Annotated in this window: 30 protein-coding genes and 1 tRNA gene; 1 reads left to right on the forward strand and 30 read right to left on the reverse strand. The window is 35.3% G+C overall.

The genetic code is table 11. The features are described 5' to 3' along the window. Position 1 precedes the first annotated feature (1 nt). The 11 genes from trxA (BA768_RS07445) to BA768_RS07495 form a co-directional block, all read right to left on the reverse strand. Positions 2-298: a thioredoxin gene (gene trxA, locus BA768_RS07445; RefSeq protein ID WP_034976039.1), complete on the reverse strand. Its 297-nt coding sequence runs from the start codon at positions 296-298 to the stop codon at positions 2-4. Between the two features lie 10 nt (positions 299-308). Beyond that, positions 309-542 (reverse strand): hypothetical protein, encoded by a 234-nt coding sequence (locus BA768_RS07450; protein ID WP_034741459.1) that lies wholly within the window; start codon positions 540-542, stop codon positions 309-311. An 8-nt stretch (positions 543-550) separates the two neighbouring features. Then, positions 551-1162 (reverse strand): class I SAM-dependent methyltransferase, encoded by a 612-nt coding sequence (locus BA768_RS07455; protein ID WP_034741462.1) that lies wholly within the window; start codon positions 1160-1162, stop codon positions 551-553. Next, positions 1162-1476: a rhodanese-like domain-containing protein gene (locus BA768_RS07460; RefSeq protein ID WP_034741465.1), complete on the reverse strand. Its 315-nt coding sequence runs from the start codon at positions 1474-1476 to the stop codon at positions 1162-1164. Before BA768_RS07460 ends, BA768_RS07455 begins: the two co-directional genes overlap by 1 nt. A gap of 1 nt (position 1477) precedes the next feature. Continuing rightward, positions 1478-2869, reverse strand: a complete 1392-nt coding sequence (locus BA768_RS07465; RefSeq protein WP_040995551.1) for an MBL fold metallo-hydrolase — start codon at positions 2867-2869, stop codon at positions 1478-1480. Positions 2870-2968: 99 nt separating this feature from the next. Further along, on the reverse strand, positions 2969-4288 hold the full coding sequence (locus BA768_RS07470) for a hypothetical protein (RefSeq protein ID WP_034741471.1): 1320 nt from the start codon (positions 4286-4288) through the stop codon (positions 2969-2971). A gap of 1 nt (position 4289) precedes the next feature. Next, positions 4290-5489, reverse strand: coding sequence for an FAD/NAD(P)-binding oxidoreductase (locus BA768_RS07475; RefSeq protein WP_034741473.1), 1200 nt, complete (start codon positions 5487-5489; stop codon positions 4290-4292). Between the two features lie 218 nt (positions 5490-5707). Continuing rightward, positions 5708-6190, reverse strand: a complete 483-nt coding sequence (locus tag BA768_RS07480) for a DUF6691 family protein (protein ID WP_034741476.1) — start codon at positions 6188-6190, stop codon at positions 5708-5710. An 11-nt stretch (positions 6191-6201) separates the two neighbouring features. Then, positions 6202-6765, reverse strand: coding sequence for a YeeE/YedE family protein (locus BA768_RS07485; protein WP_034741478.1), 564 nt, complete (start codon positions 6763-6765; stop codon positions 6202-6204). Between the two features lie 196 nt (positions 6766-6961). Next, a complete protein-coding gene (locus BA768_RS07490; RefSeq protein WP_034741481.1) occupies positions 6962-7756 on the reverse strand; it encodes a sulfite exporter TauE/SafE family protein in 795 nt (264 codons plus the stop codon). A gap of 73 nt (positions 7757-7829) precedes the next feature. Beyond that, positions 7830-8462, reverse strand: a complete 633-nt coding sequence (locus BA768_RS07495) for a Crp/Fnr family transcriptional regulator (RefSeq protein WP_034741485.1) — start codon at positions 8460-8462, stop codon at positions 7830-7832. Positions 8463-8725: 263 nt separating this feature from the next. On the opposite strand from BA768_RS07495, the gene BA768_RS21755 reads away from it, so the two are divergent. Then, positions 8726-9019: a DUF202 domain-containing protein gene (locus BA768_RS21755; RefSeq protein WP_346986600.1), complete on the forward strand. Its 294-nt coding sequence runs from the start codon at positions 8726-8728 to the stop codon at positions 9017-9019. A 179-nt stretch (positions 9020-9198) separates the two neighbouring features. On the opposite strand, the gene BA768_RS07505 is transcribed toward BA768_RS21755, so the two are convergent. The 19 genes from BA768_RS07505 to BA768_RS07595 form a co-directional block, all read right to left on the reverse strand. Next, positions 9199-10434, reverse strand: a complete 1236-nt coding sequence (locus BA768_RS07505) for a site-specific integrase (RefSeq protein ID WP_034741491.1) — start codon at positions 10432-10434, stop codon at positions 9199-9201. A 247-nt stretch (positions 10435-10681) separates the two neighbouring features. Next, positions 10682-10755, reverse strand: a tRNA-Asp gene (locus tag BA768_RS07510). A gap of 128 nt (positions 10756-10883) precedes the next feature. Then, positions 10884-11201 carry a thioredoxin gene (trxA, locus tag BA768_RS07515; protein ID WP_047482929.1) on the reverse strand — a complete coding sequence of 106 codons (318 nt, stop codon included), beginning with the start codon at positions 11199-11201 and terminating at the stop codon, positions 10884-10886. A gap of 75 nt (positions 11202-11276) precedes the next feature. After that, positions 11277-12452, reverse strand: a complete 1176-nt coding sequence (locus BA768_RS07520; protein WP_065720278.1) for a cysteine desulfurase family protein — start codon at positions 12450-12452, stop codon at positions 11277-11279. A gap of 3 nt (positions 12453-12455) precedes the next feature. Then, positions 12456-12914, reverse strand: a complete 459-nt coding sequence (locus tag BA768_RS07525) for a hypothetical protein (protein WP_065720279.1) — start codon at positions 12912-12914, stop codon at positions 12456-12458. Positions 12915-12938: 24 nt separating this feature from the next. Continuing rightward, entirely contained in the window at positions 12939-13526 is a 588-nt protein-coding gene (locus BA768_RS07530; RefSeq protein WP_065720280.1) for an HAD-IB family hydrolase, read from the reverse strand. 61 nt (positions 13527-13587) lie between these two features. Further along, the gene (locus tag BA768_RS07535; RefSeq protein WP_065720281.1) at positions 13588-14313 is read right to left on the reverse strand and encodes an SDR family NAD(P)-dependent oxidoreductase; all 726 of its coding nucleotides are present in this window, start codon (positions 14311-14313) and stop codon (positions 13588-13590) included. A gap of 1 nt (position 14314) precedes the next feature. After that, positions 14315-15631 (reverse strand): FAD-binding oxidoreductase, encoded by a 1317-nt coding sequence (locus BA768_RS07540; protein ID WP_065720282.1) that lies wholly within the window; start codon positions 15629-15631, stop codon positions 14315-14317. Positions 15632-15634: 3 nt separating this feature from the next. Beyond that, on the reverse strand, positions 15635-16546 hold the full coding sequence (locus BA768_RS07545) for a decaprenyl-phosphate phosphoribosyltransferase (RefSeq protein ID WP_065720283.1): 912 nt from the start codon (positions 16544-16546) through the stop codon (positions 15635-15637). A gap of 109 nt (positions 16547-16655) precedes the next feature. Continuing rightward, the gene (locus BA768_RS07550) at positions 16656-17345 is read right to left on the reverse strand and encodes an OmpA family protein (RefSeq protein WP_065720284.1); all 690 of its coding nucleotides are present in this window, start codon (positions 17343-17345) and stop codon (positions 16656-16658) included. A 19-nt stretch (positions 17346-17364) separates the two neighbouring features. After that, complete coding sequence (locus BA768_RS07555) at positions 17365-17862, reverse strand: lipocalin family protein (RefSeq protein WP_034673410.1); 498 nt, start codon at positions 17860-17862, stop codon at positions 17365-17367. Between the two features lie 126 nt (positions 17863-17988). After that, the gene (locus BA768_RS07560) at positions 17989-19665 is read right to left on the reverse strand and encodes a S8 family serine peptidase (protein ID WP_065720285.1); all 1677 of its coding nucleotides are present in this window, start codon (positions 19663-19665) and stop codon (positions 17989-17991) included. Between the two features lie 6 nt (positions 19666-19671). Continuing rightward, complete coding sequence (locus tag BA768_RS07565) at positions 19672-20280, reverse strand: WbqC family protein (protein WP_065720286.1); 609 nt, start codon at positions 20278-20280, stop codon at positions 19672-19674. A gap of 63 nt (positions 20281-20343) precedes the next feature. Further along, positions 20344-21984, reverse strand: a complete 1641-nt coding sequence (lepB, locus tag BA768_RS07570; RefSeq protein ID WP_065720287.1) for a signal peptidase I — start codon at positions 21982-21984, stop codon at positions 20344-20346. Positions 21985-22095: 111 nt separating this feature from the next. Next, a complete protein-coding gene (gene dapB / locus BA768_RS07575; RefSeq protein ID WP_065720288.1) occupies positions 22096-22797 on the reverse strand; it encodes a 4-hydroxy-tetrahydrodipicolinate reductase in 702 nt (233 codons plus the stop codon). 117 nt (positions 22798-22914) lie between these two features. Beyond that, complete coding sequence (locus BA768_RS07580; protein WP_034673404.1) at positions 22915-23556, reverse strand: DUF5683 domain-containing protein; 642 nt, start codon at positions 23554-23556, stop codon at positions 22915-22917. Beyond that, positions 23557-24447, reverse strand: a complete 891-nt coding sequence (locus BA768_RS07585; protein WP_034673402.1) for a ParB/RepB/Spo0J family partition protein — start codon at positions 24445-24447, stop codon at positions 23557-23559. It abuts the gene before it with no gap. Positions 24448-24535: 88 nt separating this feature from the next. Next, positions 24536-25309, reverse strand: coding sequence for a ParA family protein (locus tag BA768_RS07590; protein WP_034673401.1), 774 nt, complete (start codon positions 25307-25309; stop codon positions 24536-24538). A gap of 166 nt (positions 25310-25475) precedes the next feature. After that, entirely contained in the window at positions 25476-26321 is an 846-nt protein-coding gene (locus BA768_RS07595; protein WP_065720289.1) for a hypothetical protein, read from the reverse strand. Between the last annotated feature and the right edge of the window lie 446 nt (positions 26322-26767).

Genomic DNA, 26767 nt, shown 5'->3' on the forward strand with positions numbered 1-26767 from the left:
TTTAAAGGTTTTGCTTGATTAATCTTTCCAGTTCATCCGCCTGAAAAACACCGGATTGTTTCCATTTTACTTCTCCATTTTTCAAGATCATCAAAGTAGGAACACTTCGGATTCCGAATTGCGAGGCAACCGCCTGGTTTTTGTCGATGTCAATTTTAACAATGCTTGCTACATCACCAATATTCTTTTTGAGATCCTGAAGAATAGGCGCCTGCATTTTGCATGGACCGCACCATTCTGCAAAGAAATCTACCAATACGGGTTTCTCCTGACTGATTAGTTCCTGAAATTTATTCATTTTTCAGATTTTATTTGATTTCTTCATATTCAACCTTATCCCCATTTTTTTTTGAATTTCTTGTTGGGACAGAACAGTTTCCCGCAGCACAACAGCCGATATTGAATAGTGGCATTACAACAAAAACCATTCCGACAGCCACCAAAATCCACATTCCAGATTGTGTGGCTTCTACAACAAGGAAAATTCCCATTGCCAGACGAAGCAACCTTACAAAGTTCCAGTTTTTAAATAAATTATCCATACTTTTCTTTATCTTTTTGTACCAAAAAAGCGTACAACCGAAGCTTTTCCTTTGTGATAAGCGCCTTCACTCAGTATGGTTTCGGAAATATATGCTTCCTGAAAATCGAAATCGGAAAAATCAGTTTTCAGTTCTTCTAAATCATAAAGCATTTCCCAATGTTTTGGTCCGCCTGCATTTGGATTTTCGTCTTGAAATTTAGAATGCTCTTTACTGAAACCTTCCAGAATAATTCCCCCACCTTTCTTCACAAGCGATGAAAACCATCTGTGCAAATCCCGCCTCAATATTTCAGGAAAATGGGCAAAAACCATTACTAAAAGGTCAAAACTTTCTTTTTTATAACCTATTGTATCTGCCGAAACCGTTGTGTAATTTATTTTCACCGAGTTTATTTCAGCAAGCTGCATCGCTTTCTTTTTGCCTTCTTCACTTTGGTCAAAAGCCTCAACTTCAAAACCCTGAATTGCCGCATAAACAGCATTCCTACCCTCTCCTTCAGCAGGAAAAAGAGCTTTTCCGGGAGTGAGTTCAGCCAATTTTTCGGCAAAATAGATATTTGGTTGATCTCCGTACACAAAATCTGACTGGCGGTATCTTTCGTCCCAAAAATCTTTCATTATTGTTCCGTTAGTTTTATCATATTCTGTACACTGCCACCGTTGAGAACATTCGTGATTCCGTTTCGTTCCAATGTTCCTTTTGCCATTGCGCTACGGTTTCCACTTCTACAGAAAACAATGATGTTTTTCTTATTCCTGAACTTGGAAATCTGGTCTTTGACGACATCCAAAGGTATATTAACAGCCCCTTCAGCACTTCCCGAAGCAAATTCTACGGGCGTTCTTACATCTACCAAAAAAGCACCTTCTCCCAACGCAGTTTCCAGCGCAGCATTGTCTTTTTTTCCGAATAACATTGATAATAAATCCATCTTAATTTTTTACAGGGTTTGCTTTTTCTGTCCATTCTTTCATTCCGCCAGAGAAATTTTTGACGTTCTCAAAACCGTTTTTCTTCAGTAGAGAATAGGCAATTGCTGCTCTGTCGCCACTTTGACAATGAATTACAATTGGTTTTTCATGGGAAATTTTATCCAGATTATCCTCCAAAGTTCCCACAAAGACATTCTCAGCATTCTCAATACGTCCTGCGTCATATTCGGTTTTATTTCTTACATCAACCACCTGAATATTATCTCTGTTCAGATAAGATTTGAATTCCTCAATATCAATAATATCGGCAGTCTGTAATTCTAAGTCTAAATTTTTCACGTCATCAATATAGCCCATCATTTGATCCATCCCGATTCTCATCAGTTTTCTGGTAAGATCTTCCATTTGTTCTTCCTGAGCAACCAAAATAAACGGCTCGGAATAATTGACAATCCATCCCATCCACGTGGAAAATGAATTATTACCCTGAATATTGATGCTGTTTGGTATAAAACCTTGGGCAAAATCTACTTTATTTCTCGTGTCTATAATTTTAACTCCATTTTGATAAGCTTTCAAAAATTCTTCTTTGGAAAGTTTCGGATGTTTTGGAACTTCTTTTAATAAAGGTCTTTCCACTTTGTTGAGTTTTTTCATCATTGCAAAATATTTTGGAGGTTCCGGCTGTCCTTCCAGCAGATATTCTACAAAACCTTCCTCATCTTCTTCATATTGAAAAGCCCAGTTTCTGATTTTTTCATAACCTACCGTTGAACTCGGAACTGCACCCAAAGCTTTTCCGCAAGCCGAACCTGCACCGTGTCCCGGCCAAACTTGGATAAACTCCCGCAATCTGCTAAAATCCTGAACAGAATGAAACATTTCTTTCGCTCCTTTTTCCTGAGTTCCTGTAATTCCGGCCGCCTTCTCCAATAAATCTGGTCTTCCTATATCTCCCACAAAAACAAAATCTCCTGTAAAAATCATCACCGGTTCGTCCGTTGCAGGATGATCGGTCAATAAAAAGCTGATGCTTTCCGGCGTATGTCCCGGCGTGTGAATGACTTTTAAAGTTAAATTTCCAACTTTAATGATATCTCCATTCGTTAATCCGGTATGTGGAAACTGATATTGCCAATCTTCACCACCTTCATCCGAAAGATACATTTTTGCACCCGTCACTTCCACAAGTTCTCTAGAACCCGACAAAAAATCGGCGTGAATATGAGTTTCTGTAATATGTGTAATCGTGAGATTATTTTCTTTGGCAATCTGAAGATAGGTATCGATATCTCTTTTGGCATCGATAACAATGGCTTCACCTTTTGCCTGACATCCTATTAAATAGCTAGCCTGCGCAAGGCTCTTATCATAAATATGCTGAAAAAACATAATGTAATTTTTTAGGGTTATACTTTTTTAATATTATAGTACAAATTTCGGGGTTTACAAAGTGTTATACCGCTACTTTTGTTACATAAGTTAAATTTTTCAAAACCAATAATTCGTAATTAAATTTAACTGATTATAATTGGTCTTTTGATAGACTGCAATTGGGTTTGAGCTTTGCAGATTTCTTTTAAAAATGTAAAGCAAATCAACTTCCAGTTTATGACTGACTTTGTAAGCGACAAAGCTATTCCATTGCAAAAAATCATCTGTATTGTACTTATTATTTTTAAAATCATTTTCGGAAACTCCGTTGCTGATGCTAAAATCTGAGTGAGCCGACCATTTTCCATGATGAAATAAGACCGAAACTTTTATAATATCAACATTTCCAAAACCTTCCAATCTGCTTCTCGGAAGCGATGTGAAAAACTGATCTCTTCCCAATTCTTTCGGAAATAAAAATCTGCCGGTATCAAATGCTTTAGAATAAGCAAACTCCAAAGCGAAATTTTTGATCTTATATCGAAACAAAAAACTTGCAACCTGACCGTTTTCATCTGGCTGGACATATCTTTCGTAATATTTTAATCGACTTTGGTAAGAATCCGGAATCTGATAACTGTAAATCAACCCAAAATCCCATTTAGGAAAATTTAAACCCAGCTGAAACCAAGATGTATTGAGTGTTTTATCTAAATGTATGTTGTAAAAATTAATATCTGCAATTCGAAATTTTCTTCCGTAGTGAAAGATGGCAACACCTGTGCTGTTATTTTCACTGAGATAATCTGCTTTTGAGCTGTCTGGTTGAAATCCGTTATCCAATACTCCGATTGCGTCTTTCATTTTTGACCATTCTGAATTTGAACGCATTGAAACAGAATTCAGCAATGCTACATCAACCTGTGATTTACCGGAAGTAAAATTCCAGCTCAATCCGCCATATTCTATAGGTAACATTCTGCCGTCACTTGGATTGATAAGCGGAGAATATTTAATCGGAATTTTTCCTATCGTAAATTTTGATTTCCCTTTCTCGTATTGTAAATACAACTGATTAAGCCTTGAAACGGCATAAAGATTCTGAGGAGAAGATAAGTCAAAAAGTTCCCGTTCCCACTTGGAAGATTTTCCGGATTTCAAATCCTTTTCTTCCAAATCTGATGATGCAACTTTAGAAAGATACGAAGCAGAAACTCCAATGGAAATACGTTTTACGGGTTTGTATTCAACCTTTAAATTTCCTGCTAAAGCATCTGCCCAATAATCGGTACCTGTAAGATTGTCTGTTGACATCAAAAAGTTTCGTAGATTTCCTGAGATGATGACTTTATCACGATTATCTAAATTAACAGATTGCGTTTTAACCATTGAAAAAGCAAACACCAAAATTATTGACGTAACTTTTTTGGTATACATTTCAAACTTCTTTTCCTTTCAGCATTTTGTTCCAATAGAGATACGGGAGAATATATTTCTTGAGAATCCAAAGTCTCCAATGCTCTTTTGAACTGTCTGAAATGAGCATCTTTTTGAGATTCGGGTCTGGTGTGAACTCATTTTTATAGTTAAATTCTGCCAAAACCATTTTTCCGTAACCTGTTACAAGCGGGCACGAAGAATATCCATTATAAGATTTGTTATCTGGTTTTGCACCTAAAATCATATTGATGAGATTAGAAACCACTACAGGAACTTGTTTTCGAATTGCAGCACCAGTTTTTGCAGTTGGAAGTCCGGCTACATCTCCTACTCCGAAAATATTTTGAAATTTATTGTGCTGAAGACTGTTAATATCAACATCAAGCCAGCCTGCCTCATTAGCTAAAACTGAATTTTTAATAAAACGTGGAGCTTCCTGTGGCGGCGCAAGATGAAGAAAATTAAACGGAATCTCAACAATACGATCTTCGTTTTTGAAATAGGCAATTTTATTCACCGGGTCAATCTTAAAAAGTCCGTGCAGTGTTTTTAAATCGATATGGTAACGGTAAATGACTTTCATCAACGTTTCAGCGACTTCTTTTACGCCAAAAATAACACCACCGGGAAGCGCAAAAGTAATTTTTACCTTATCTGAAATACCTTTTCTCCTAAAATAATCTGCGGCAAGATACATTATCTTTTGCGGCGCGCCTCCACATTTGATGGGCGTTGTAGGCAAAGTGAACAGCGCATTTCCTCCTTTAAAGCTCTGAAGAGATTTCCACGTAAACTCGGGATCTATATAGTTACTGCAAACAATACCCGTTTTCACCGCCTCTTCTAAACCTTCTACCAGAGAAAGATTATTCACCAGCCCAGGTGCAACCACGAGATATTCGTAAGAATAACTCGTGCCATTATCTGCAGAAATCTTGTTTTGTTCGGGATGAATTTCTGTAACCTTGTTTTTAAGCCAGGTTACACCATTGGGAATTAAATCTTTTGTCTGTCTTGCTGTGTCTTTAAAATCGTAAGTTCCAGCTCCTACGAGAGTCCACGCTGGTTGGTAATAATGTTTCTCGGAAGGGTCTATGATGAGAACATTGAGGGATTCATTGGTATTTATGAGAGAAGCAGCAGTCATAATTCCTCCTGTTCCTGCTCCGATAATGATGATTTGAAAATGATTTTCCATAGCCAGACTTTTTGATGATTTGTAAAGCTAAATAATCTGATAAAAACAGTAAGTAACATTTGTTACATAAGCTAAAAACTAAGCATAAAATATAAAATAATTTAAAAATAAACTCAAAATACCTCAATATTAACAACAGTCATCAAATAATATTGTAAAAAAGAGACTGATTCAAAATTGAATCAGTCTCTTACGATTAGATTTTTACTGAAAATATATTAGTGGGGCAATTTATCCCTCAAATATCCATAGACCCAAGTTCCAAAAATGGCACTCAGCAAAGTAACTCCAACAGCCAATGCACCTGTTCCAATCTGTGCGAAAAGAGGTCCCGGACAGGCACCCGTCATTGCCCAGCCAAATCCAAAAATCAGCCCGCCATAGATTTGTCCTTTGTTAAATTTCTTCGGTGTAATTGAAATCCTTTCCCCGTAAATTGTTTTGATGTTGAATTTCTTAATAATAAACACTGAAATCATTCCTGTAAGAACTGCACTACCGATTACGCCGTACATAAAAAACGACTGCAAACGGAACATCTCCTGAATCCTGAACCAGCTGATGATTTCTGCTTTTACAAATACAATCCCAAATACAATTCCTACCAAAAGGTATTTAAGATTGTAATACCATTTGTGAGTAAGATGACTTTCGTTGGTGCAAACGCTGTCCTGATGACGTATATCTTTTTCTGTTGCCATATTTTTTTAAATTAAAGTGAAAGAATTATCGGCAAAATCACGTTCGCCATTAGAAAACCTCCTGCCATAAAGCATATTGTGGCAATAAGTGATGGTAACTGCAAATTTGCCAATCCCATAATGGCGTGTCCACTGGTACAACCACCTGCATAACGGGTTCCGAAACCTACCAAAAATCCACCGACAACCATAGTAATGAAACCTTTTATCGTTAAAAGACTCGCAAAATTCATCAATTGAGCAGGAACGAGATTGCTGTAATCGGTAATTCCGTAGGTTGCAAGTTCGGCTTTCAGATTCGGATTAATCGATAATTCTCCAGGATTCATAAGGAATTGAGATGCGACAACTCCACCGAGCAAAATCCCAAAAACGAAAAACAAATTCCAGAGTTCTTTTTTCCAGTCGTATTTGAAAAAAATAATGTTGGCTGGAATACACGCTGCGCAAATATGCCTTAAAGATGAACTGATTCCAAAAGATTTGTTACCCAGTATCAGCAAAGCCGGAACTGTAAGCCCTATTAACGGACCCGCAATATACCACGGCCAGGGTTGTTTTATAACTTCTATCATTTTAATTAATTTATTTCAAAAATATATGTTTAAGATTACATATACGGTTACTTTTGTTACAGAGCAGTTTATTTCTCTTTTCTAAAATACAAAATAGATTTTTCGAATAAAAATAACTGAATTCTTTTATTGAGAATCAGCGAACCTGGATGCAATAATTTTCCGACAAACTCACGCTGCAAAAGATGCTCAAAAGCTACATTAAAAGCTCTCTTACAATAATGTAAATTCCCATTATTAAGATGAACCAGCCGAAAGCAGGTTTGAGTTTTCTACCGTCTATTTTTTTTGACAATTGTGCTCCTATAATAATCCCCACTATGGAAATGGATGAGACCGTTGCAAGTAGTTTCCAGTTGATCGGGACGTTGTGCATTGAAGTGAAAAATCCGATAAGGGAATTCAGGGAAATGATGACAAGCGAGGTACCGATGGCTACCTTCATTGGTGTCTTGAGCAAATTGACGAGTGCAGGAATAATCATAAAGCCACCACCCGCACCGACCAAACCAGTAAGCACCCCGACAACCGACCCTTGCCCTGCTGCCAAAAGATTGTTATTTTTATTAAAATGAATCGATTCTATCTGCGGCGCTACTCTACTTTGAATCATTTTGTACGATGCGAGAATCATTAATAATGCAAAAATCAGAAGTAATAAGATATCTTTGGTAACCACTAAAGTACTGATTGTAAGAACTTCATCAGGAATCAGTGGCAAAATAAAATTTCTGGTCAAAAAAATAGATATTATTGACGGGACACCAAAAACCAAAGCTGTTTTTATATTAACCAGCCCTTTCTTAAAGTAGGAAAATGAACCTACCACACTGCTGATTCCAACTATGAAAAGTGAATATTCTGTGGCTACGAAGGCATCTATACCAAAGAGATATACTAAGACAGGCACAGTAAGAATACTTCCCCCTCCTCCTATCAGCCCTAAGGAAATACCAATAAATATTGCGGCAATGTATCCGAAAATTTCCATCTCTTTAATTTTATATGACAAAAATGGATATTTCTATTTTACTGCACCGCTACTTTTGTTACATAAGAAAATTTTAGTTCAGATCTGAAAAAATAATTTTGTTTCTTCCCAATTTCACTTTTCCAGAATCTTCCAATTGCTTTAGAAGTCGGGAAACAACAACTCTTACTGTTCCAAGTTCATTCGCAAGCTGCTCGTGAGTAACGACTATAGTATTTGAATTTGCTATTTCTGCTTTTTTAGTAAGAAGATTTAGTAGTCGCTCATCTACCTTTTTAAAAGCTATAGCATTAATAATATCCAGTAATTCTTCAAAGCGTTTGTGATATAGTCTGAAAATATAGTCCAGCCATTCCGGATATTCTTTGATAAAGAGCGAAACCTTTTCTACAGGTAAGAAAAGTATCTCGGAATCTTCTTCAACTTCTGCCTTTACAATACTCTTTTCATTATGCATTCCACCAAGAAAAGACATAATGCAGCTTTCACCTGCTTTAATATAGTATAATAATATTTCTCTTCCATCTTCTTCCGTTCGTATTACTTTCAACAATCCCTTCATTACAATTGGTATAGATCGGATCGAAGCATTTTCATCTAAAATGATTTCACCTTCCCGGTAGGTTTTTATATTACCATTTTGGTAAAGCTTATCAAGTAATTCCTGTGAAGAAATGACATCGGAAGAAAATTCAGTATGTTCCATTGCAAAAATATTTCTTCTAATATAATATATTTCTTCTGAATATAAACCGTCAATATGTAACCTAGAACATTTTATTTTGTTGCAAATTGCTAATAGATAAAAAATCTATTTCAAACTTAATTTGTAAATTTGGTATTGTTAGCTATTGTAGGCATAAGATAAATTTTGAATAAGATATGAATAAAGATAAACCAAATCATACCAGTGAACATTTGGCAAATGAAAGAACATTTCTTGCGTGGATGCGAACATCGATAGCATTGATGGGTTTCGGATTCATACTAGTTAAATTTTCCCTATTTCTTAAGCAGATACCTTTAGTTGCAGAAGCTAAAAACACAGTGCACGCTCAAAATGGACATTCCAGTCTTGTAGGGATTGTAATTGTCATTGTTGGAGCTATAGTTTTATTATTTTCATATATTAATTACTACAATAACAAAAAACGTATTAATAATAATACATTTTACGAGAACAACATTTTCTTGCTCATAGTCACCACTGTTTTATTTTTGCTGAGCATTTTTTTAATACATTACTTATTAAATAACATATAAATGATACTCACAGATTTCAATTAATTAGCTATTATAAATCAATAAAAATCGAAAGAGTGTTTCACATAGATGATGGGAAAACGCAGTCCGATTTCCTTGAAATTAAGGTTTTTTCCAGAGTTCAGTAGATAATCTTTATTATTACAATTATCAAGAATCCTTCAGCAAAAATGAGTTACCTAAAAAATTACAACAATTTCCTTATTAGTAAATTTTTGCTTCAATTCCATCATATCCTCACTGACTTTTTTATCAAGTATTTTCGCATAATGCTGTGTTGTCTTAATGCTCTTGTGACCTAGCATTTTACTAACACTTTCAATGGAAACCCCATTAGATAAAGTTATCGTTGTTGCAAAGGTATGTCGTGCAATATGATAGGTCAATTCTTTGTTAATTCCGCACAGGTCGGCAATCTCCTTAAGATATGCATTCATCTTTTGATTACTCAGAATAGGCAGCAACTTTCCATTATTAAGACATACTGGATGATTTTTGTATTTTTCAATAATTTTCTCTGTTTGAGAAAGTAAGGGAATATTAGAAGTAGTTTTAGTTTTCTGACGTTTTGTATAAATCCATTGAGAGCCATCAAGTCCCAAATTGATATTTTGATATGTTAGTTTTTGAGTATCAATGTACGCTAGTCCGGTGAAACAGCTGAACAGAAAAATATCTCTTACCAAAGACAATCTCTCATTTTTAAAATCTTTGGCAAAAAGTACTTCTATCTCCTTTTCATTAAGGAACATTCTTGTCACTTCATTAAACTTAGAATGATAGTTCATAAAAGGATCTCTTTCCATCCATCCATTTGCAAGACAGATACGTATAATCTTACCAAAATTCTTGATATATTTTACTGCAGAATTATTATTACAGGATCTTTCAGTCCTTAAAAAAAATTCAAAATCGTTTAGAAAAGCATAATCGATCTTTTTTATTTCAATGTCGGTAATACTATATTTCCATTTCAAAAAATCTTTGGTATGTTTCAGACAGGTCTTATAACGGGTTAACGTTCCTTGGGCAAATTCTTTGTCTATAAGTTTCTCCATTCGATCATTATGATCCTGAAAAACGGGAATGAGTGTTCGGGTTATTCTACCTCTACCTACTAACTTATTCTTAATAGCCTCAGAAGTTACGGCTTCCTTATCTCTGATTAATTCGTGATAGGTATCGTAAACTTTTTGCTCAAATGTTTTCAAATAATAATTAAGGGATCTGCATTCTTCCGAAGAGCCACTAACCTTCTGCATTGCAGAATTCCATTTCGTCGGCTTTACTGTACGCTTTGTGCTTATTTCGGTTATTTTGCCGTCGATGGTAATCCGCAAATAAATAGGAGACTCTCCTACAGAATTGATTTTCGATTTCTTCACATAGAAAAGTAAATTGAATGTCTTGTTCATATCGTTTAGCTTTTGAGATTTAAAATTAACCTTAGTAAAAACTTAACACAAGATGTTCAGTTGCTGAACCAGCTGCTGAAAAGGGTTTGTCTGAATTTCCAGTGACCTTTTTAACCTATTTCAACAGGTCACTGAATAGGTCACTTTCAGATTATGCTTTTTTAGTTCTCTTTGAACAGACATAAAACAAAAAAAGCTTTAAAACATACGTTTTAAAGCTTTTTGTACTACTTTGATATTGTAGTTGCGATCCGGACGGGACTCGAACCCGCGACCTCCGCCGTGACAGGGCGGCATTCTAACCAGCTGAACTACCGGATCTTTTTACAATTTCAGAATTATCTTCCGTTATTGTGGTTGCAAAAATACAACTTTTTAGTCATTATGCAAATCTTTAAAAACAAAAAATGCTTCCCAAAACAGAAAGCATTCATTATCAAAGTGATTTTTTATAAGTGTGCGCTTAATTTTTCAGCGATTACCTCTTTTGGAGCTACACCAACCAATTTATCTACTACCTCACCGTTCTTGAAAATAAGAACTGTAGGGATATTTCTGATCCCGTATTGCATAGAAATCTCCTGATTGTTGTCTACATCTACTTTTCCTACTACAGCTTTTCCGTCAAAATCTGCTGCAACTTCTTCGATGATTGGTCCTAAAGTTCTGCACGGTCCGCACCATACTGCCCAAAAGTCTACCAATACCGGTTTGTCTGATTTTAAAACCGTTTCCTGGAACGAACTGTCTGTAATTTCTAAAGCCATTTTTTTATCTTTTAATTAATTGTTAATATTCTTATTTAATTTCTTATTCAAAATTACCACTTTAAAATGAAAAGCCTATCTATGCTCAACATTTGTATTTTCTATAACGAAGTCTTTAGAAATTTCTTTTAAGGCATCCACCAATGCATCAATATCTTTTTCAGTGGTCATATGACTGAAAGAGACTCTCAACGGAGTGCAATGATCCATTTCATCTTCCGACAAAATCATCATCATAACCATGGAAGGTTTTGAAGCTCCCGACGAACAGGCACTTCCCTGCGAAACTGCAATTCCTTTCATATCCAGCTGCAATCCGATTAATGGATTTTTATAAGGTAGCAAGAGGCTTACCACGGTATATAAGCTGTTGTCAGCTTCCGAACTTCTTCCATTGAATTTCACTCCAGGAATTTCTTCTGCAATTCTGTTGATCGTATATTGTTTGATATTTTGCATATGTTGCGTATAAGCTTCCATATTATTTAATGAAAGCTCTAAAGCTTTACCCAAACCAGAAATTCCTGCAACGTTTTCGGTTCCTGCTCTCAGACTTCTTTCCTGAGGTCCGCCGGTAATAATTCCTTTTAAACCGGTCGCTTTTCTGATGAAAGCAAAACCAATTCCTTTAGGACCGTGGAATTTATGTGCACTGCATGATGCAAAATCTACAGGAATATCAGAAAAATCCAGATTCATATGAGCCATTGTCTGAACTGTATCAGAATGGAAAAGTGCATTATTCTCTTTGCAGATTTGTGCAATTTTTTTAATATCAACAATATTTCCGATCTCGTTATTGGCATGCATTAAGCTTACCAATGTTTTTTTATCTGAATTTTTAAGTAATTCATCTAATTTAGCTAAATCAATATCCCCTTTTTCGTTAGGACGAATGTAATTAACTTCAACACCTTTTCTGTTTTTCATATCAAGAATACTCTCCGAAACACATTTATGCTCCATCGGTGAACTGATGATTCTTTCTACTCCAAGATGTTCAACACATGATTTGATAATCATATTGTTGGATTCCGTACCGCAAGAAGTGAAGATAATTTCTGCAGGAGTTACATGTAGATAATCTGCGATCTGCCTTCTTACATTTTCTATCAGGATTTTGGCTTCCTGTCCGAAGCTGTGTGTTGAAGAAGGGTTACCGAAATTCACTTTCATGGTTTCAACCATTGCATCGATTACTTCTTCCGAAAGCGGAGTAGTTGCAGCGTTATCTAAATATATTTTGTTCATTTCTTATTTTGTAGGTTTTAGTTGTACTGATGTGAATTTGTAGCCAGACGGAACTGTAAAAATAAACCACGGATTTGAAAGCACCTGAATTTCCATACCACCAGACTCGTACATAGGAACTTCCACATACAATACATTATCTTGCACGGATAGACTTTTAATTTCTCTTATGGTATGATCTCCAGAGTTGAATCTGCCCAAATTATATAAAACAACTTTTTTATCATTTGGAAAAGATGGAATCACCATAAGAGGTTCCATACCTGCAGCAGCAAAATTTTGAGTGATTTCTTTTTTAAGTTCTTCCTGATTTTTTATGAGCTTAAACCCCACTTTCTCTGTTCCTCCATTCGATTCGGAAGCAAGAATTTCACTTTTACTCTGCATATTTCCAGATTTTTGTGCGGTTGTGCCAGTGCAGCTCATCATGATTGCAAAACACAAGATTAGCAGTTTGTTCATTTTACTTTTATTGATCTTTCAAAATTAATGAAAAAATTGGTAATGACCTTCATTCGCCCACTTAAGCATTGGCTTATCACCCGAAGTATCTCCGAATGCTATGATTTTATCGTATTTATTGTCGGAAATTTCCTTTTTTATGCGCTCTAATTTTTCTTTTCCGTTGCAATTTTTACCGATAAAATTTCCCGTAAAAACACCATCAGTGAACTCGGCTCTAGTAGAAACGAGCTGCATTTGAAGTTTTTCGGCAAAAGGTTTTGTCCAAATATCCAAAGAAGCCGTTACCATAAGACTTTTGGTATTTTCACGATCCATATTAGAAATAAAATCCAGCGCATTTTCACGTACGATCTTCGGATAGTTTTCTTCAAAAAACTGTTGTGCTTTTTCTTCTATTTTAGTTTTTGGCTGCCCTTTCAGAATTGATCCTATGAAGCTTTTCTTTACCTTTTCCGTTTCTGCGAGCTTTAATTTCAAAAGAATAAACAGCGGAATATGCTTCAAAAACTGCACCCGGAATTTTGAGGGATTGTAAAATTTAAGATACATAAACATCGTATCTTTATAGGTAATAGTTCCGTCAAAATCAAAACAATACAATTTTTTCATTCTATTTTTTCCGTTTTTAATATTTTAACGCAAAGGTCGTAAAGATATTTGAATATTATTTTTAAAGCTTCAATTTTTTAAATATAAATTCAGGAATATTTCTGATAATCAACATAATAATCCACCAAATCGGCAAAACATAAGCCACATTTTTTTGTTTTTTGAATGCTTTATAAATACATTCTGCCGCCTGTTTCGGAGTTGCTGTCAACTTCGGATTTAATGGTAATCCTTCGGTCATTTTCGTTGCCATGAAACCTGGTTTTACCGTTAAAACATGAACCTTCTTTTCAAAAAGATAATTTCTAAGTCCGCTTAAATAGGCTGTAAATGCAGCTTTTGCACTTCCGTAAATAAAATTACTCTGTCTACCACGATCACCTGCAACAGATGAAAGCCCAATAATGGTTCCTGATCTTTTACTTTCAAATTTTTTTGCAAAATAATTGATCACAGGAACTAATTTAGAGTAATTAATATCAATAATTCTTTCTGTATTTTTAGTATCATACAAACCTTCTTCCGTACCTTCTCCCAAATAACCTGTTGCACAAAACAACAAATTCGAATTGATATTTTCGAATTCAAAATAATTAATCTCTTTGGTAAGATCGAGTTCTATAATTTCAGAAAGCTGCAGAAATTTCACATCGATATGCTTTGCAAAACGTTCCGTTGCTTCTTTGTTTGATGTAAAAAGATAAATTCTTTCAAATTTTTCGCCTTCCTGCAAAGCTTTTTCTACAAAAGCCTGTGCCACTTCAGATGTACTTCCGAGAACTATCATTTTACTTGTTATTTAAGATTCTTTTGTGCTGTAAAGAGACAAATTTTGAACTTTCTACATTTTTCAGGTAGTCTGTCAGTGAAGATTTGCTCATGCTGTCTTTAGTCAGATAAATTTTTCCGCCGTATTCTTCAACAATTGCATCAAGTTTTTCTACCAATTTTTTAAGTTTTGAATTAACCTTAAAATCCAGAGCTAAAGAATACCCTTCAAACGGAAAAGAATTGTAAGCCTGTGGATTTTCTTTGCCATATAATTTTAAAACCGCTAAAAAAGAAGCATTTCCATTATCGGCAATGGTTTCAAGGATTTTTTTCATTCCTTCTCTTCCGGTCGCTTTAGGAATCATCATCTGATACTGGATAAATCCTGCTTTACCATAAATTTTATTCCAGTCGTTTACAAAATCTAATGGATAAAAGAAAGTATCGTAGTCTACAAAATTTTTAACCTCTTTTTGAGTTTGTTTTTTATAATAGAGCCAGTTGAAAATCTTTACCGTCAGTTTATTCAACGCAAAGTTGGGAAAGTAAAACGGAACCGTTGGCGAGAATTTCTTTTTCAGCCTTAAAGGATTTTCCGAAAATTTCTTGGGAAGTTCATGGGCAAAGGCGTGTTCACCTTTCATCAGAATACTTCTTCCTATATTTTTACCTTTTTGAAGGCAATCGATCCAGGCAACGGTATACGTCCAGCTTTCACTTTCTTCGAAAAGCCTGAATATTTCGTCAAGATTTTCAGCTTTTGTGCTTTCCTGACGAATGTACGCAGTTTCAATATTTTTTAGTTTAAACCTTGAAGAAAGAATAATTCCGGTCAACCCCATTCCGCCAATAGTAGACCAGAATTTCTCTGAATTCTCTTCACGCGAACAATTGATGATGTCCCCGTTTTCTATCATTAATTTAAAATCAATAACATATTCCGAAAAACAACCTTCTGCATGATGGTTTTTCCCATGAACATCGGAAGCAATAGCACCACCAACCGAAATAAATTTGGTTCCGGGAGTTACATATAAAAAATACCCTTGTGGAACAGAAACTTCCAGAACGTCTGATAGAAGAACGCCTGATTCGCATTCGATAATTCCGTTTAACCTATCGAAACTGATGAATTTATTTAATTTTTTGGTCGAAAAAATACTTTCAGCTAAAGAAGAATCACCATAACATCTTCCGTTTCCTCTTGCAATAACTTCGTTGTGATTGAGTACAAATTCTTTGATCCTCCGATAGCTGTCTTCCGACTTCATTTCTTTTTCCACAATGGGAAAATTACCCCAATTTGTTACTTTCTGTGTAAAATTCGGCTTCATGATTTACAGTAAATTAAATTGGTGAATACTCTCTTTAAAGTAAATAAGAATTAAAAACGATATTACCCACAATACCAAAGTAACCTGAATATAACGGTCTCTGTAGAGAATTTTTGTTGGAGATTCGGTACGGTTATATACTAAAGTCTGCTGCAAGTATCTTAGAAATGCAAAAACTACGAAGATTACCGTATAAAAAATGCTTGAATGTGATTTTAGCTGAACTTCCGGAGACAGTGTAAACATTAAGTAACAAACAATCGCCAAGGTAACCGAAATCGACAATGCTATATCGGCAAACTGTACATTGTACCCATCTAAAGCTTTTCTTGTTTTCCCAGAAACCTGAGCATTGATGAGTTCTCCTCTTCTCTTCCCGATTGCTAAAACCAATGCTAAAACAAAAGTTAACAATATTGCCCATTGTGAAATGAAAATTCCGGTAATATAACCTCCTGCCTGAACCCGTAGAACGAAGCCTATGGCAATGATAAAAATATCGATGATCGGAACATGCTTTAATTTAAAAGTATAAGCAAGATTCATCAGGAAATAAAATATAATGATGCACGCAAATTTCCAGATAGAAGTCTGAAGGTAAAAATGAGCAAATAATGTCAGCAAAATATTTACAATCACTAATCCAATCAAAATGCTGATGGCCGTAGATTTTGAAACAGCTCCACTGGCAAGCGGACGTCTTCTTTTTTCGGGATGTTTACGATCGGCCTCAATATCGTTGTAATCATTCAGAATATACACAACACCTGCAGCAAGGGAGAATATGATGAATGCAAAAATACTTTTAGTAAGTAAATCTAAATTTTTGACATTACCTGAGAAAAATAGCGGGACAAAAACAAAAAGGTTTTTCACCCATTGTTCTACACGAAGTAGTTTTAAATATTTTTTCATTTATCTGGTTTCGATTGCAAAAATAATGATTTTCAAAAAATAAATCAGCTATAAAAATACAAAAAAAACCGCTGGAGCGGTTTTTTTTGTATTTTTATATATTAAATGATTACTGACCTTGCTGTGCGTCGTTAATCATTTTCTCATTTGCCGTAATGGCAAACTCTACTCTTCTGTTTTTAGCTCTGCCTGCTTCTGTATCATTTGTTGCAACCGGCATAGATTCTCCTTCACCTAAAGCGAACAATCTGCTGGAAGCAATTCCTTTGGAAACCAAATAAGATTTTACAGAATTAGCTCTTCTTTCTGATAATTTTTGATTATAATCATCCGCACCTTTGCTGTCTGTGTGACCATATACATTGATGTTTGTATCCGGATTATCAACTAAAACCTGAGCCAGTTTATCTAAATTAGCTTTTGCCACTGACGTAAGATCTGATGAATCAAAAGCAAAAGTTACGATACTTTCGTTCATCGTGATTTTAATACCGTCACCTACTCTTTCAACCTCTGCTCCAGGCAAAGTTTCTTTGATGTCTTTAGCCTGCTTATCCATTTTATTACCGATCACGTTACCTGCAACACCACCGATAATACCTCCTAAAACTGCTCCTAATGCAGCATTTTTACCTTTTCCTACATTATTTCCAAGTACACCACCAATTACAGCTCCTGAAGCAACACCTACTGCTGTACCTCTTTGCTGATGGTTTGAATTTTGTACCGCTTCACAGCTTGTTAATAATAAAGCTGATGATAAGAATAATGCGCTGATATATGTTTTATTAAATTTCATTTTCAAATATTTTTTTTAATTATCTTGTGTAATCCATTCCTGTTCTTTCGAAATTGTAAACCACTCTGATTGTGTTTCCATCAAAAGGAACATTTTGCTCTAAAGAAAATTGATCCGTAGAATTATTGATAACCCTTAAAGTGTAACCAGCCGTATTTTGTTTTGCTTTTGTGCCTTCAGCAATTTTTTTGAAGGTAAAAGTATCTCCTTTGATATCAGCTTTGATTGCCTGTATAATGTTTGGACAAGAACCTCCGCCGTTCAGTGTATAAGATCCTGAATAATTATTTGGAATAAATCTCCAGTGACTTCCTACGAAACATTGTGCATCTGCACCTTCATCAAAAGGTTTGATTTTGTATTGCTTATCGTAATCAATACTTACAATCTGCCAGTCACCTTTCATTTTAAGGAATTCTGATCTGACATTCTGCGCATCTTTAGCCTTCTGAACTGTGGAACAAGACACCGCAAAAAGTGAGGTTCCCACTATACCTGCAAGTAGTAGCTTTTTCATATTGTAGTTTTATTATTTTAACATTAAAGATACCACAAAAAATCATGCCAAATATTAATTATTTGTAAAATAAAAAATCCTGACAAAATCAGGATTTTTTATTTATAGGCTCAATCTATCTGATTATTATCTCTTTACAGATTTCTTAGCCGGTCTTGCTTTTTTAACAGTTTTTGTTTTTGAAGAATTAGATTTTCCGTCATAAAAATTAGCGTAAGCATATTCTGCTGCCTTTTTCACATCGATAACACCTCCAGCCTGAGATTTTTCACCAAACTCATTGGCTGTACTCAGATTGCTCGTTTTTACTAGAGACTCAATGATCTGGGCAGGCTTAAGATTTGGCATGTATGCTAACAAAACTGCTGCTGCTCCCGCCGCAACCGGTGAAGCCATTGATGTTCCCTGAAGATATTCATATCCGCTTTTTGTAACAGTAGAATAAATTTCTTCTCCCGGAGCAAAAACATTCACCATTTTTTTGTTATAGTTAGAGAAGTCAGCTCTCAATGCATCGTTTTTATTGGTACTTGCTCCTACAACCATTACGTTATTTACAAACGGCGCAGCATCTGTTATATTTTTAAAATTGGTAGGATATGCTAAATGTTCTGCGACATCTTCATTTTCATTTCCGGCAGCCTTTACCAAAAGAACACCTTTATCTTCAGCATATTTGAAGGCATCCCAAACTACATTTTTTCCAGGGGAAACAGGTTTTCCGAAGCTCATATTTAAAACTCTTGCTCCGTTATCTACAGCGTATCTGATCGCATTCGCAACATCTTTATCTCTTTCATCACCGTTTGGAACCGTTCTTACCGTCATGATTTTTGCAACTTCCGAAGCCACACCATACTGAATCTCTTTTCCTTGCGGAGATCCTGCAATAATACCTGCAACGTGAGTTCCGTGGGTTGCATCTGGACCTTCATAATGATTATTTCCGTAATTTTTTTCAGAATAATCATCATAGTTATCGCCAACAATTTCTGCTCTCGGATCGTAATTTAAATCATATTGTTTTGCCATCGGACCAAAATGATCCAAAGCTTCTTTCATTTCTTTTTGTAGAAAAGCTTCAACTTCAGCCGGAGTTTTACCTGCCAATTCAGGAGAGAGAGCCAAATTATTTAAAACCGTTAGTCCCATTGCTGAAGTTTGATCTGTCGGTTTTAAATTGGCCAAATTTTCTTTAGTAAGTGTTTTTCCATTTAGCAATTTAACGATAGCCGGAATAGCATCATTAAGCATACTGTATCTTTGAAAACTCTGTCTTGCATCAATACTTTTCTTTGTAAAAAGCTCTTTAGATTTCATATACATCGCAAACTCTTCCGGCATTTTTGCCTGATTTGCTTTGTTTTGGGTAGAGTTATCTCCTTCAAAAATCGGTTTATATTTAGCAACAACTCTTGTCACCTCCATATTATCAATATCAATATCGCCATTTTTACCTCCTATGAAATTCCATCCGTGAACATCATCGATGTAACCATTTCCGTCATCATCTTTTCCGTTGCCAGGAACTTCATTAGGGTTTGACCACATATTTTTAACCAATCCGGGATGATCAACCTGAACACCACTGTCTAAAACACCTACAACAACTGTTTTCGGTTTTAAACCTTTCGATTCTAAAAACTTGTAGGCATTTTCTGTATTTACGCCATATACTTTGGTAGTAGCAAAGTCTTTATGATACCACGTCATTAAATCTTTATCTTCACTTTTATCTACAGCCTGAGCCGAAGAGTATATGAAACCTGCTAAAAAAACTGCTGCTAATAATACCTTTTTCATGTATAATTATTTAATATTTTTAATATAAGTAAGTGATTCCGGACCTTTGTTACAGATAAGATCTAAAATCGATAAATCAGCTAAAAATCCCATTTTGTCTGAAAAGGTCTGATAATACTCTGTCATTTCGTATTCTGTAAGGGTTTTTGCTGAAAATCGCTCTCTAAAATTGATCTGTTCCGGATTTTTGATGTATTCTTCATTCAAAGAGTATGCCTTTTCTGTTTTCAGAATATCCAAAATGATTTTGATGCTTTTTATATTAAAATCTAGAAGAGATTTTTCCTTTGTTTCGAATATTTTTTTAAGCTTATCTTCATAAAACTCAAAATACGGAGAACTTTGATAGGCTGTTTTAATCGACTTCCAGTGCAGGTTTTGCCAGTTTTCTCTGTAAGAAATCTCTATATCTTTATAAACACGGTTTCCGTTATGGTTGATCGGGATAATAAGTGAAAGCTTACCATTTGCTCCGTAAATATTGGCACGGTTTCTATAGGTCTGTTTAGGAAAATTTTCAAATTGCTCAAAAGTCACTTCATTTTCAGCATTTAAAAATTCTGAAAACCATGAAATGGATGGTAAATAAAATACCGGTAATAATATATTCTGCATAGTCCTTTATAGAAAAATGAAGTACTTTTTCAAATACTTCATCTTATTTATTTTTTAGTTGAATTAAATTTCTTCTTCTTTATTCTTCCCTTTGAATAATTTCATGAAATATTCCCAGCCAAAGAAAAGAATTAAAATCATAGCGGCGATCCACCAATATGAAGTTTTGTTGGCTTCACCAGTGTTGGTTGCTTTGAACATTCTGTCCCAACGGATTTTGAATGGAGCCTGATAAGTAGAACTCTGATCTTTAAACGCACCCTGCAAACTCATCCAAGTAAACATAGGCTTTCCAACGATATTTTCTTCAGGAACAAAACCAAAGAACCTTGCATCCAAAGAAGCATCTCTGTTGTCTCCCACCATCATATAATAATCCTGCTGAATGGTATATTGATTGGTTTCTTTTCCGTTGATGAAAATTTTTCCGTTTTTATTTTCCAGCTTATTATGTTCGTACTGAGAAATGATCCACTGATATTCAGGTAAAGTTTTCTCATTTAATGCTACAACATCTCCTTTTTTAGGAATTTTAAGCGGGCCATACTGATCCTGATTCCATCCGCTGTTAATCGGGAAAATAGATTGTGTCGTATCAATTTTTGTTCTTGCCTCATCTCTGTAAGAAACTGCAGACTCTCCTTTAGGCTGAACGTCTTCCTTCATATCAATAACTTGCGGAAGTTTTTTGATTTCAGCAGCCGTTTTATCCGTTAAACCCTGGAATGCATAGATAAATCCGTTTCCGTTTGGAATTTCCTGTACCGGTAAAAAACCGAAAGTATTGTATAAAGACGGAATATCAAGCTGACTTCCTGTATTGACAATGTATCTGTGCTGAACTTCCTGATCTCCTAAAACAGTTTCCGGTTTTCCGTTCACGAAAAGTTTACCGTTTCTCATCTCAAAAGTGTCTCCTGCAACAGCCACCAATCTTTTTACATATGGGTCTTTTCTATCAATCGCCGTGTGTACAGAATCCTTAGGATAATTGAAAACAACGATTTCGTTTTTCTGAGGCTTACTAAACTGGAAAATTCTTTCGTAAGGCAATTTGATTCCTTCAACATAAGATTTAGGATCATCTTTTGGATTTCCGGGCTTTCCTGTATCCATAATTGTTCCCTGCAAGAAAGGAATTGCGACAGGACGCATCGGCAATCTGTAACCGTAGCTCCATTTATTTACAAAAAGGAAATCTCCCACCAATAAAGTTCTTTCCATTGATCCGGTAGGAATTCCGAAAGGCTGCGTTACAAAAACGTGGATGATGGTTGCGAAAACTACTGCAAAAGTAATCGATCCCATAAAGGTATCTTTCTTTTTTGCGTTTTTTTCTTCTTCAGTGAGATACAAATCATTTTCGTCATCAATCTCGGTATCTTTAGAATAATTTACCGTTGCCATATAGATAAACGGCAAAATCACAGTCAACAACTGATCTTTGAAAAGATTTTTTCCGAATTTTTTCATTAAATACAGATGAAAAACACTCAACATAATAGGACCAACGATCGGTAAATATGATAAAAGTGCCCACCACTTCGGGTGCTTCGTTTCTTTAAGTATAATGAAATAATTATAGAAAGGGATAAACGCAAATAGCGGACTGTACCCTAATTTCTTGAACAGCTTCCAGGTGGAAATCCCCATCAATACTGATAAAATGAGAACATAAACTGTGTACGTTAAAAAATAATTCATAAATTTTCGTTCCTAAATCTATAATATTAGTAATGAGTAATCAGTAATGAGTAATTTTTACTGCTGATTATCTACTTAATTAGTTTGCAATGTAGGGATTTTGTTACAATTTCAGAGTCCTAAAACGTCTTTCATGGTAAAGTTCCCTTTTTTATCTTTAATCCATTCTGCAGCAACTACCGCTCCCAATGCAAAACCATTTCTGTTATGTGCAGTATGTTTAATTTCAATCTCGTCTACTTCACTTCTGTAATATACAGAGTGAGTTCCCGGAACTTCATCTTCACGAATGGAAAAAATACCAAGCTGCTTTTCCTGAGTATCTTCCAATTTCCAAGCTTCAAATTTCGGGTTATTTTTAATAATTCCTTCGGCAAGAGAAATTGCTGTTCCGCTTGGAGCATCCAGCTTGTGAATGTGGTGTATCTCTTCCAGCTGACAAGAATATGCATCTACATTTTTCATTAAATCTGCTAACTTTTCGTTTAAAGCAAAAAACAAATTAACGCCTAAACTGAAGTTGGAACCATATAAAAATGCAGTTTCGTTCTGAACTGCAATATTTTCGATTTCCGGTTTTCTTTCCAGCCAGCCTGTTGTACCGCTAATTACGGGAATTCCGTTCTCAAGACAAGCTTTAATATTATCAAAAGCTACTTCTGGAAGTGAAAATTCGATGACAACATCAGGATTATTAAGATTTTCAGCAGTCGGAGTTTGTTTTAACCGGGCAACCACTTCATGGCCTCTTTTTAGAGCAATCTCATCAATGATCTTCCCCATTCTCCCGTATCCAACCAATGCTATTTTCATATGTAGATTTTATTGTTTTTTATTTGTCATATGGAATCCTTTAATTCTGATCGATTTTAAGTCTAAGAATCAAGAAGGATTTCATATATGAATCGTTATTTTTTCTTATTATTAATTTTAAAATCTGAAGCTTAAAGCAAGTCCTGTTTTTGGTGGATTGATATTGTAATCATCATAAATTACAGCCGGTGCAAAAGTAAGATCCGGATCTTTACGACCCTCATACAAATGAGCATCAACAACGGCATCTACGATATTTAAAATATAAATTAAACCTGTGATCGCAATCGCATAATCTCTCTGTCTTTTCGATCGGTCCTGTGCATTTCCCAATGCTGTTGCATCCAGATTCGGATATTGTGAAAGGAATTCGTTGGGTGTACCGTTCAGTTTTGCAATGTAATATTCACGATATTCTTTGTAACGATTCTGGTTCCAGATTGCAATTCCCACACCTGTTCCTACCGCTCCCCAAACGATGGGCACTTTCCAGTATTTTTTATTGTAAACCTGACCCAATCCGGGGAAAACAGCAGAATAAAGCCCTGCTTTTGTAGGATTAAGTTTTTTCACCTTTAATACGGAAGCGGGAGCATTGGCTTTTTCAATTTTTTGTATTACTTCAGCAGGAGCCTGCGGTTTTGCAGCAGGAATACTGTCTGTAGCGTAATGCTCTAACCTGATGGTATCTCTCGGATTGATCTGTGAAAAAATCAACCCTGAAAAAAGAAGAAAAAAAGTAAAAAGTAAGTTTTTCATTTATTTAATATGAGAAAGAATATATTCCAGCTCATCTTCATTTTTAAAGTCTAATACAATTTTACCTTTTTTACCGGTTCCTGTTGTTTTTATCTCAACTTTTACATCAAGAATATCTGCAATCGTTTTCTGTGCTCTTTTGTAGTTGTTAGAAAGCTCCGCTTTTGCTCTTTTTGCAGCAGGAGTTTTCGGGTTTTTAATGGCAGCCGCAGCTTGCTCAGACTGACGAACGTTCAGTTTTTCTTTGATTATTAAATCGAATAAAGTCTGCTGATGTTCTTCGTTTTCGAGACTGATGATTGCTCTTCCGTGACCTGCAGAAATCTCTCCGCTACGGATTGCATTCTGAATATCCGGACTTAGTCTCAAAAGCCTGATCGAATTCGTAATGGTACTTCTGTCTTTTCCAACTCTCTGGCTCAGGTTTTCCTGAGTAAGACCGATTTCTTCCAAAAGTCGGTGATACGTCAATGCGATCTCTATAGCATCAAGATCTTCACGCTGAATATTTTCTACAAGAGCCATTTCTAAAAGCTCCTGATCGTTTACCAGACGGATATATGCCGGAACAGTCGTAAGACCTGCAATTTTACTTGCTCGGTAACGTCTTTCTCCGGAAATAATTTCAAACTTTTCACCGTCTTTTCTCAAAGTAATAGGCTGAATTACACCTAAATTTTTGATGGACTGCGCTAGTTCATTTAATGCTTTTTCGTCAAAATAAGTTCTTGGCTGAGTCGGGTTCGGATAAATATCTTCAATAGAAACCTCCATAATGTTTCCTACAAAGTTTTCTGCTCCTGCATCAGTTGCCGTATTGACCGTGGCTTTGGATTCTGCACTCAGAATTGCCCCCAAACCACGTCCCATCGCTCTTTTTTTGTCTTTCATATTGCAAATGGCAATCGGCGTATAGCTTCTTGCTTTAATGTGTTATAAATTTAGCAATCGATCAAAAGCCAATTGCTATAAGCTATTTTTAATTTTTTACTAAATTTTCGTTTTTCAATAAAACCTCTTCTGCAAGCTGAATGTACTGAATTGCGCCTTTACTTTCCGCGTCATAATTCAGGATACTTTCACCGAAACTCGGGGCTTCACTTAATCTTACATTTCTACTGATGATGGTTTCAAAAACCATTTCCGGGAAGTGGGCATTTACTTCTTCCACAACCTGATTAGAAAGTCTCAGACGGCTGTCATACATAGTTAATAACAATCCTTCGATGTCCAGATCTTTATTGTGGATTTTCTGAACGTTTTTAATCGTGTTTAAAAGTTTACCAAGACCTTCCAGAGCAAAATATTCACACTGAATCGGGATAATTACAGAATCCGCTGCTGTAAGAGCATTTACTGTAATCAAACCCAAACTTGGTGCGCAATCGATGATAATATAGTCATAATCAGCTCTCACTTCTTTCAATGCTTCTTTCAACATATACTCACGATTTTCTTTGTCTACCAATTCGATTTCGGCAGCAACCAAATCGATATGCGAAGGAACAATATCCAAATTTGGAGTCGTTGTTTTCTGAATACAGTTTCTGGTTTCAACACTGTGTTCCAAAAGATTATAGGTAGAATACTGCACTTCTTCCACACCAAGACCTGAAGTCGCATTTGCCTGCGGATCTGCATCAATGATCAGGATTTTCTTTTCTAAAACTCCCAATGCTGCAGCTAAATTTACGGCAGTGGTAGTCTTTCCTACCCCACCTTTCTGATTAGCGATACCTATAATTTTTGCCATTATTTGAACTTTAAGCTTCAAAAATACACTTTTTTCTCAGCTCTTGGGGAATGACTAAAACGAAAATTGAGTTAAAATATTGTTAATAAGGGTTTTAGATATAAAAAAAAATTATCCACAAAAAAAATTCTTTGTGGATAACTATCAAGATTCGTTTTCAGGGTAATTAATTATCAAACTTCATTGAAATCGGGAAGCTGAAATAACTTCTTACGGATTCATTTTTTTTATTTTTTCCAGGTACCCACTTTCCTTTCACAGCTTTAATCGTTCTGATGGCTTCAGCATTGAATGAAGCATCTTTTCCGTTTGCTTTGATATTCGAAATAGTACCATCTGTTTCTACAACAAAGGTAATTTTTGTGCTGATAACTCCCTCTTCTTCAAAAGCAGAAACATCAAATTTATTCATTACTTTATTTCGGAAAGCATCAATTCCTCCTTCGAAATCTGCGCTTTTGCTTAATTCACTTCCTTCAGCGATTTTATTTGGATCTTCAACTTTTTCAACTGGTTTTTGAACCGGCTCAGTAATTTTTCCTGTTCCGATAATTGGTGTCGGCGGAATATGCGTATCTGGTTTCACCGGATCTCCTTTTAAATTATCAATTAATCCCGCAACAGCATCTTTAGGCTTATCCATTTTAATCGGTTCAATTGCTTCTTTAGTCGGCGTAGGAACCTGACTGTTAAATTGCTTAGTATTAGGCGGAGTAACAGGTTGTACAGGTTTTACAGTTTCAACAGGCTTAGGCTTTTCCGGAGTATCCGGGATGATATTTTTTGGACGATAAACCGGCTCAAAAGTTGTAACAACTTCTTTAGTTTTAAAAGCCGAAATTGCAGCTGGAATAATTGAAACTGCAGCCAATAAACCAACCCCAACAAAAAATGCCTTGGTTAAAATTCTGTCTGATTCTGTTCTTAATGCATAAGCTCCATACGCTTTGTTACGGTGCTCGAAAAGGATTTCGTTCAACCTGAAATCCTGATTGTGTTCTAGGTGTTTCATCACTATAAAATTAAAATTGTTAACGCATATTGATTATCAGTTTTCAACATGATTTTAAATAATCTTTGAAACAATATCAAAATATTTGCCAAATTTTTATAAAAACAAAACACTTCCAGTGAAAACTATGTTAAAGTGTAAATTTTAACTATTCATTGGATAAGGATTTGGCTGGATGATAGAAGGTGGGTGTTAGATGTTTTAAATGTTTGAAAACATTTTGTTTTGAGAGCTGGATTTACAATGTGTTAAATAAATCTGAACATGTTTTATCTTTCAGTAATTTAAATCGAAGAGATTTTCCTAGCCCCGATGTTCTATGTTAATCTGCAAATTGTTTATGTTAAAATTTTACAGTTTTTCAGATAGTCTTGTTGATAAGCTATTTTGTTTTTTACCACACCAAAACAAATTCTTAAAAGCTTGTTACAAACAGCTATCAATGC

Source organism: Chryseobacterium sp. CBo1 (assembly GCF_001693475.1).
GTDB classification, from domain to species: Bacteria; Bacteroidota; Bacteroidia; order Flavobacteriales; family Weeksellaceae; genus Chryseobacterium; species Chryseobacterium formosense.

Excerpts from the sequence above, each read along its gene's own strand:
- BA768_RS07450 (WP_034741459.1), bottom strand. The coding sequence starts at position 542 with ATGGATAATTTATTTAAAAACTGGAACTTTGTAAGGTTGCTTCGTCTG.
- BA768_RS07475 (WP_034741473.1), bottom strand. The coding sequence starts at position 5,489 with ATGGAAAATCATTTTCAAATCATCATTATCGGAGCAGGAACAGGAGGA.
- lepB (WP_065720287.1), bottom strand. The coding sequence starts at position 21,984 with ATGAATTATTTTTTAACGTACACAGTTTATGTTCTCATTTTATCAGTA.
- BA768_RS07505 (WP_034741491.1), bottom strand. The coding sequence starts at position 10,434 with ATGAACAAGACATTCAATTTACTTTTCTATGTGAAGAAATCGAAAATC.
- BA768_RS07585 (WP_034673402.1), bottom strand. The coding sequence starts at position 24,447 with ATGAAAGACAAAAAAAGAGCGATGGGACGTGGTTTGGGGGCAATTCTG.
- BA768_RS07525 (WP_065720279.1), bottom strand. The coding sequence starts at position 12,914 with ATGAACAAACTGCTAATCTTGTGTTTTGCAATCATGATGAGCTGCACT.
- BA768_RS07540 (WP_065720282.1), bottom strand. The coding sequence starts at position 15,631 with ATGAAGCCGAATTTTACACAGAAAGTAACAAATTGGGGTAATTTTCCC.
- BA768_RS07580 (WP_034673404.1), bottom strand. The coding sequence starts at position 23,556 with ATGAAAAACTTACTTTTTACTTTTTTTCTTCTTTTTTCAGGGTTGATT.
- BA768_RS07550 (WP_065720284.1), bottom strand. The coding sequence starts at position 17,345 with ATGAAATTTAATAAAACATATATCAGCGCATTATTCTTATCATCAGCT.
- BA768_RS07520 (WP_065720278.1), bottom strand. The coding sequence starts at position 12,452 with ATGAACAAAATATATTTAGATAACGCTGCAACTACTCCGCTTTCGGAA.
- BA768_RS07490 (WP_034741481.1), bottom strand. The coding sequence starts at position 7,756 with ATGGAAATTTTCGGATACATTGCCGCAATATTTATTGGTATTTCCTTA.
- BA768_RS07545 (WP_065720283.1), bottom strand. The coding sequence starts at position 16,546 with ATGAAAAAATATTTAAAACTACTTCGTGTAGAACAATGGGTGAAAAAC.
- BA768_RS07560 (WP_065720285.1), bottom strand. The coding sequence starts at position 19,665 with ATGAAAAAGGTATTATTAGCAGCAGTTTTTTTAGCAGGTTTCATATAC.
- BA768_RS07470 (WP_034741471.1), bottom strand. The coding sequence starts at position 4,288 with ATGTATACCAAAAAAGTTACGTCAATAATTTTGGTGTTTGCTTTTTCA.
- trxA (WP_034976039.1), bottom strand. The coding sequence starts at position 298 with ATGAATAAATTTCAGGAACTAATCAGTCAGGAGAAACCCGTATTGGTA.
- BA768_RS07535 (WP_065720281.1), bottom strand. The coding sequence starts at position 14,313 with ATGATAGTTCTCGGAAGTACATCTGAAGTGGCACAGGCTTTTGTAGAA.
- trxA (WP_047482929.1), bottom strand. The coding sequence starts at position 11,201 with ATGGCTTTAGAAATTACAGACAGTTCGTTCCAGGAAACGGTTTTAAAA.
- dapB (WP_065720288.1), bottom strand. The coding sequence starts at position 22,797 with ATGAAAATAGCATTGGTTGGATACGGGAGAATGGGGAAGATCATTGAT.
- BA768_RS07480 (WP_034741476.1), bottom strand. The coding sequence starts at position 6,190 with ATGGCAACAGAAAAAGATATACGTCATCAGGACAGCGTTTGCACCAAC.
- BA768_RS07460 (WP_034741465.1), bottom strand. The coding sequence starts at position 1,476 with ATGGATTTATTATCAATGTTATTCGGAAAAAAAGACAATGCTGCGCTG.
- BA768_RS07495 (WP_034741485.1), bottom strand. The coding sequence starts at position 8,462 with ATGGAACATACTGAATTTTCTTCCGATGTCATTTCTTCACAGGAATTA.
- BA768_RS07595 (WP_065720289.1), bottom strand. The coding sequence starts at position 26,321 with ATGAAACACCTAGAACACAATCAGGATTTCAGGTTGAACGAAATCCTT.
- BA768_RS07565 (WP_065720286.1), bottom strand. The coding sequence starts at position 20,280 with ATGCAGAATATATTATTACCGGTATTTTATTTACCATCCATTTCATGG.
- BA768_RS07455 (WP_034741462.1), bottom strand. The coding sequence starts at position 1,162 with ATGAAAGATTTTTGGGACGAAAGATACCGCCAGTCAGATTTTGTGTAC.
- BA768_RS07465 (WP_040995551.1), bottom strand. The coding sequence starts at position 2,869 with ATGTTTTTTCAGCATATTTATGATAAGAGCCTTGCGCAGGCTAGCTAT.
- BA768_RS07555 (WP_034673410.1), bottom strand. The coding sequence starts at position 17,862 with ATGAAAAAGCTACTACTTGCAGGTATAGTGGGAACCTCACTTTTTGCG.
- BA768_RS21755 (WP_346986600.1), top strand. The coding sequence starts at position 8,726 with ATGGGTTTCGGATTCATACTAGTTAAATTTTCCCTATTTCTTAAGCAG.
- BA768_RS07530 (WP_065720280.1), bottom strand. The coding sequence starts at position 13,526 with ATGAAAAAATTGTATTGTTTTGATTTTGACGGAACTATTACCTATAAA.
- BA768_RS07590 (WP_034673401.1), bottom strand. The coding sequence starts at position 25,309 with ATGGCAAAAATTATAGGTATCGCTAATCAGAAAGGTGGGGTAGGAAAG.
- BA768_RS07485 (WP_034741478.1), bottom strand. The coding sequence starts at position 6,765 with ATGATAGAAGTTATAAAACAACCCTGGCCGTGGTATATTGCGGGTCCG.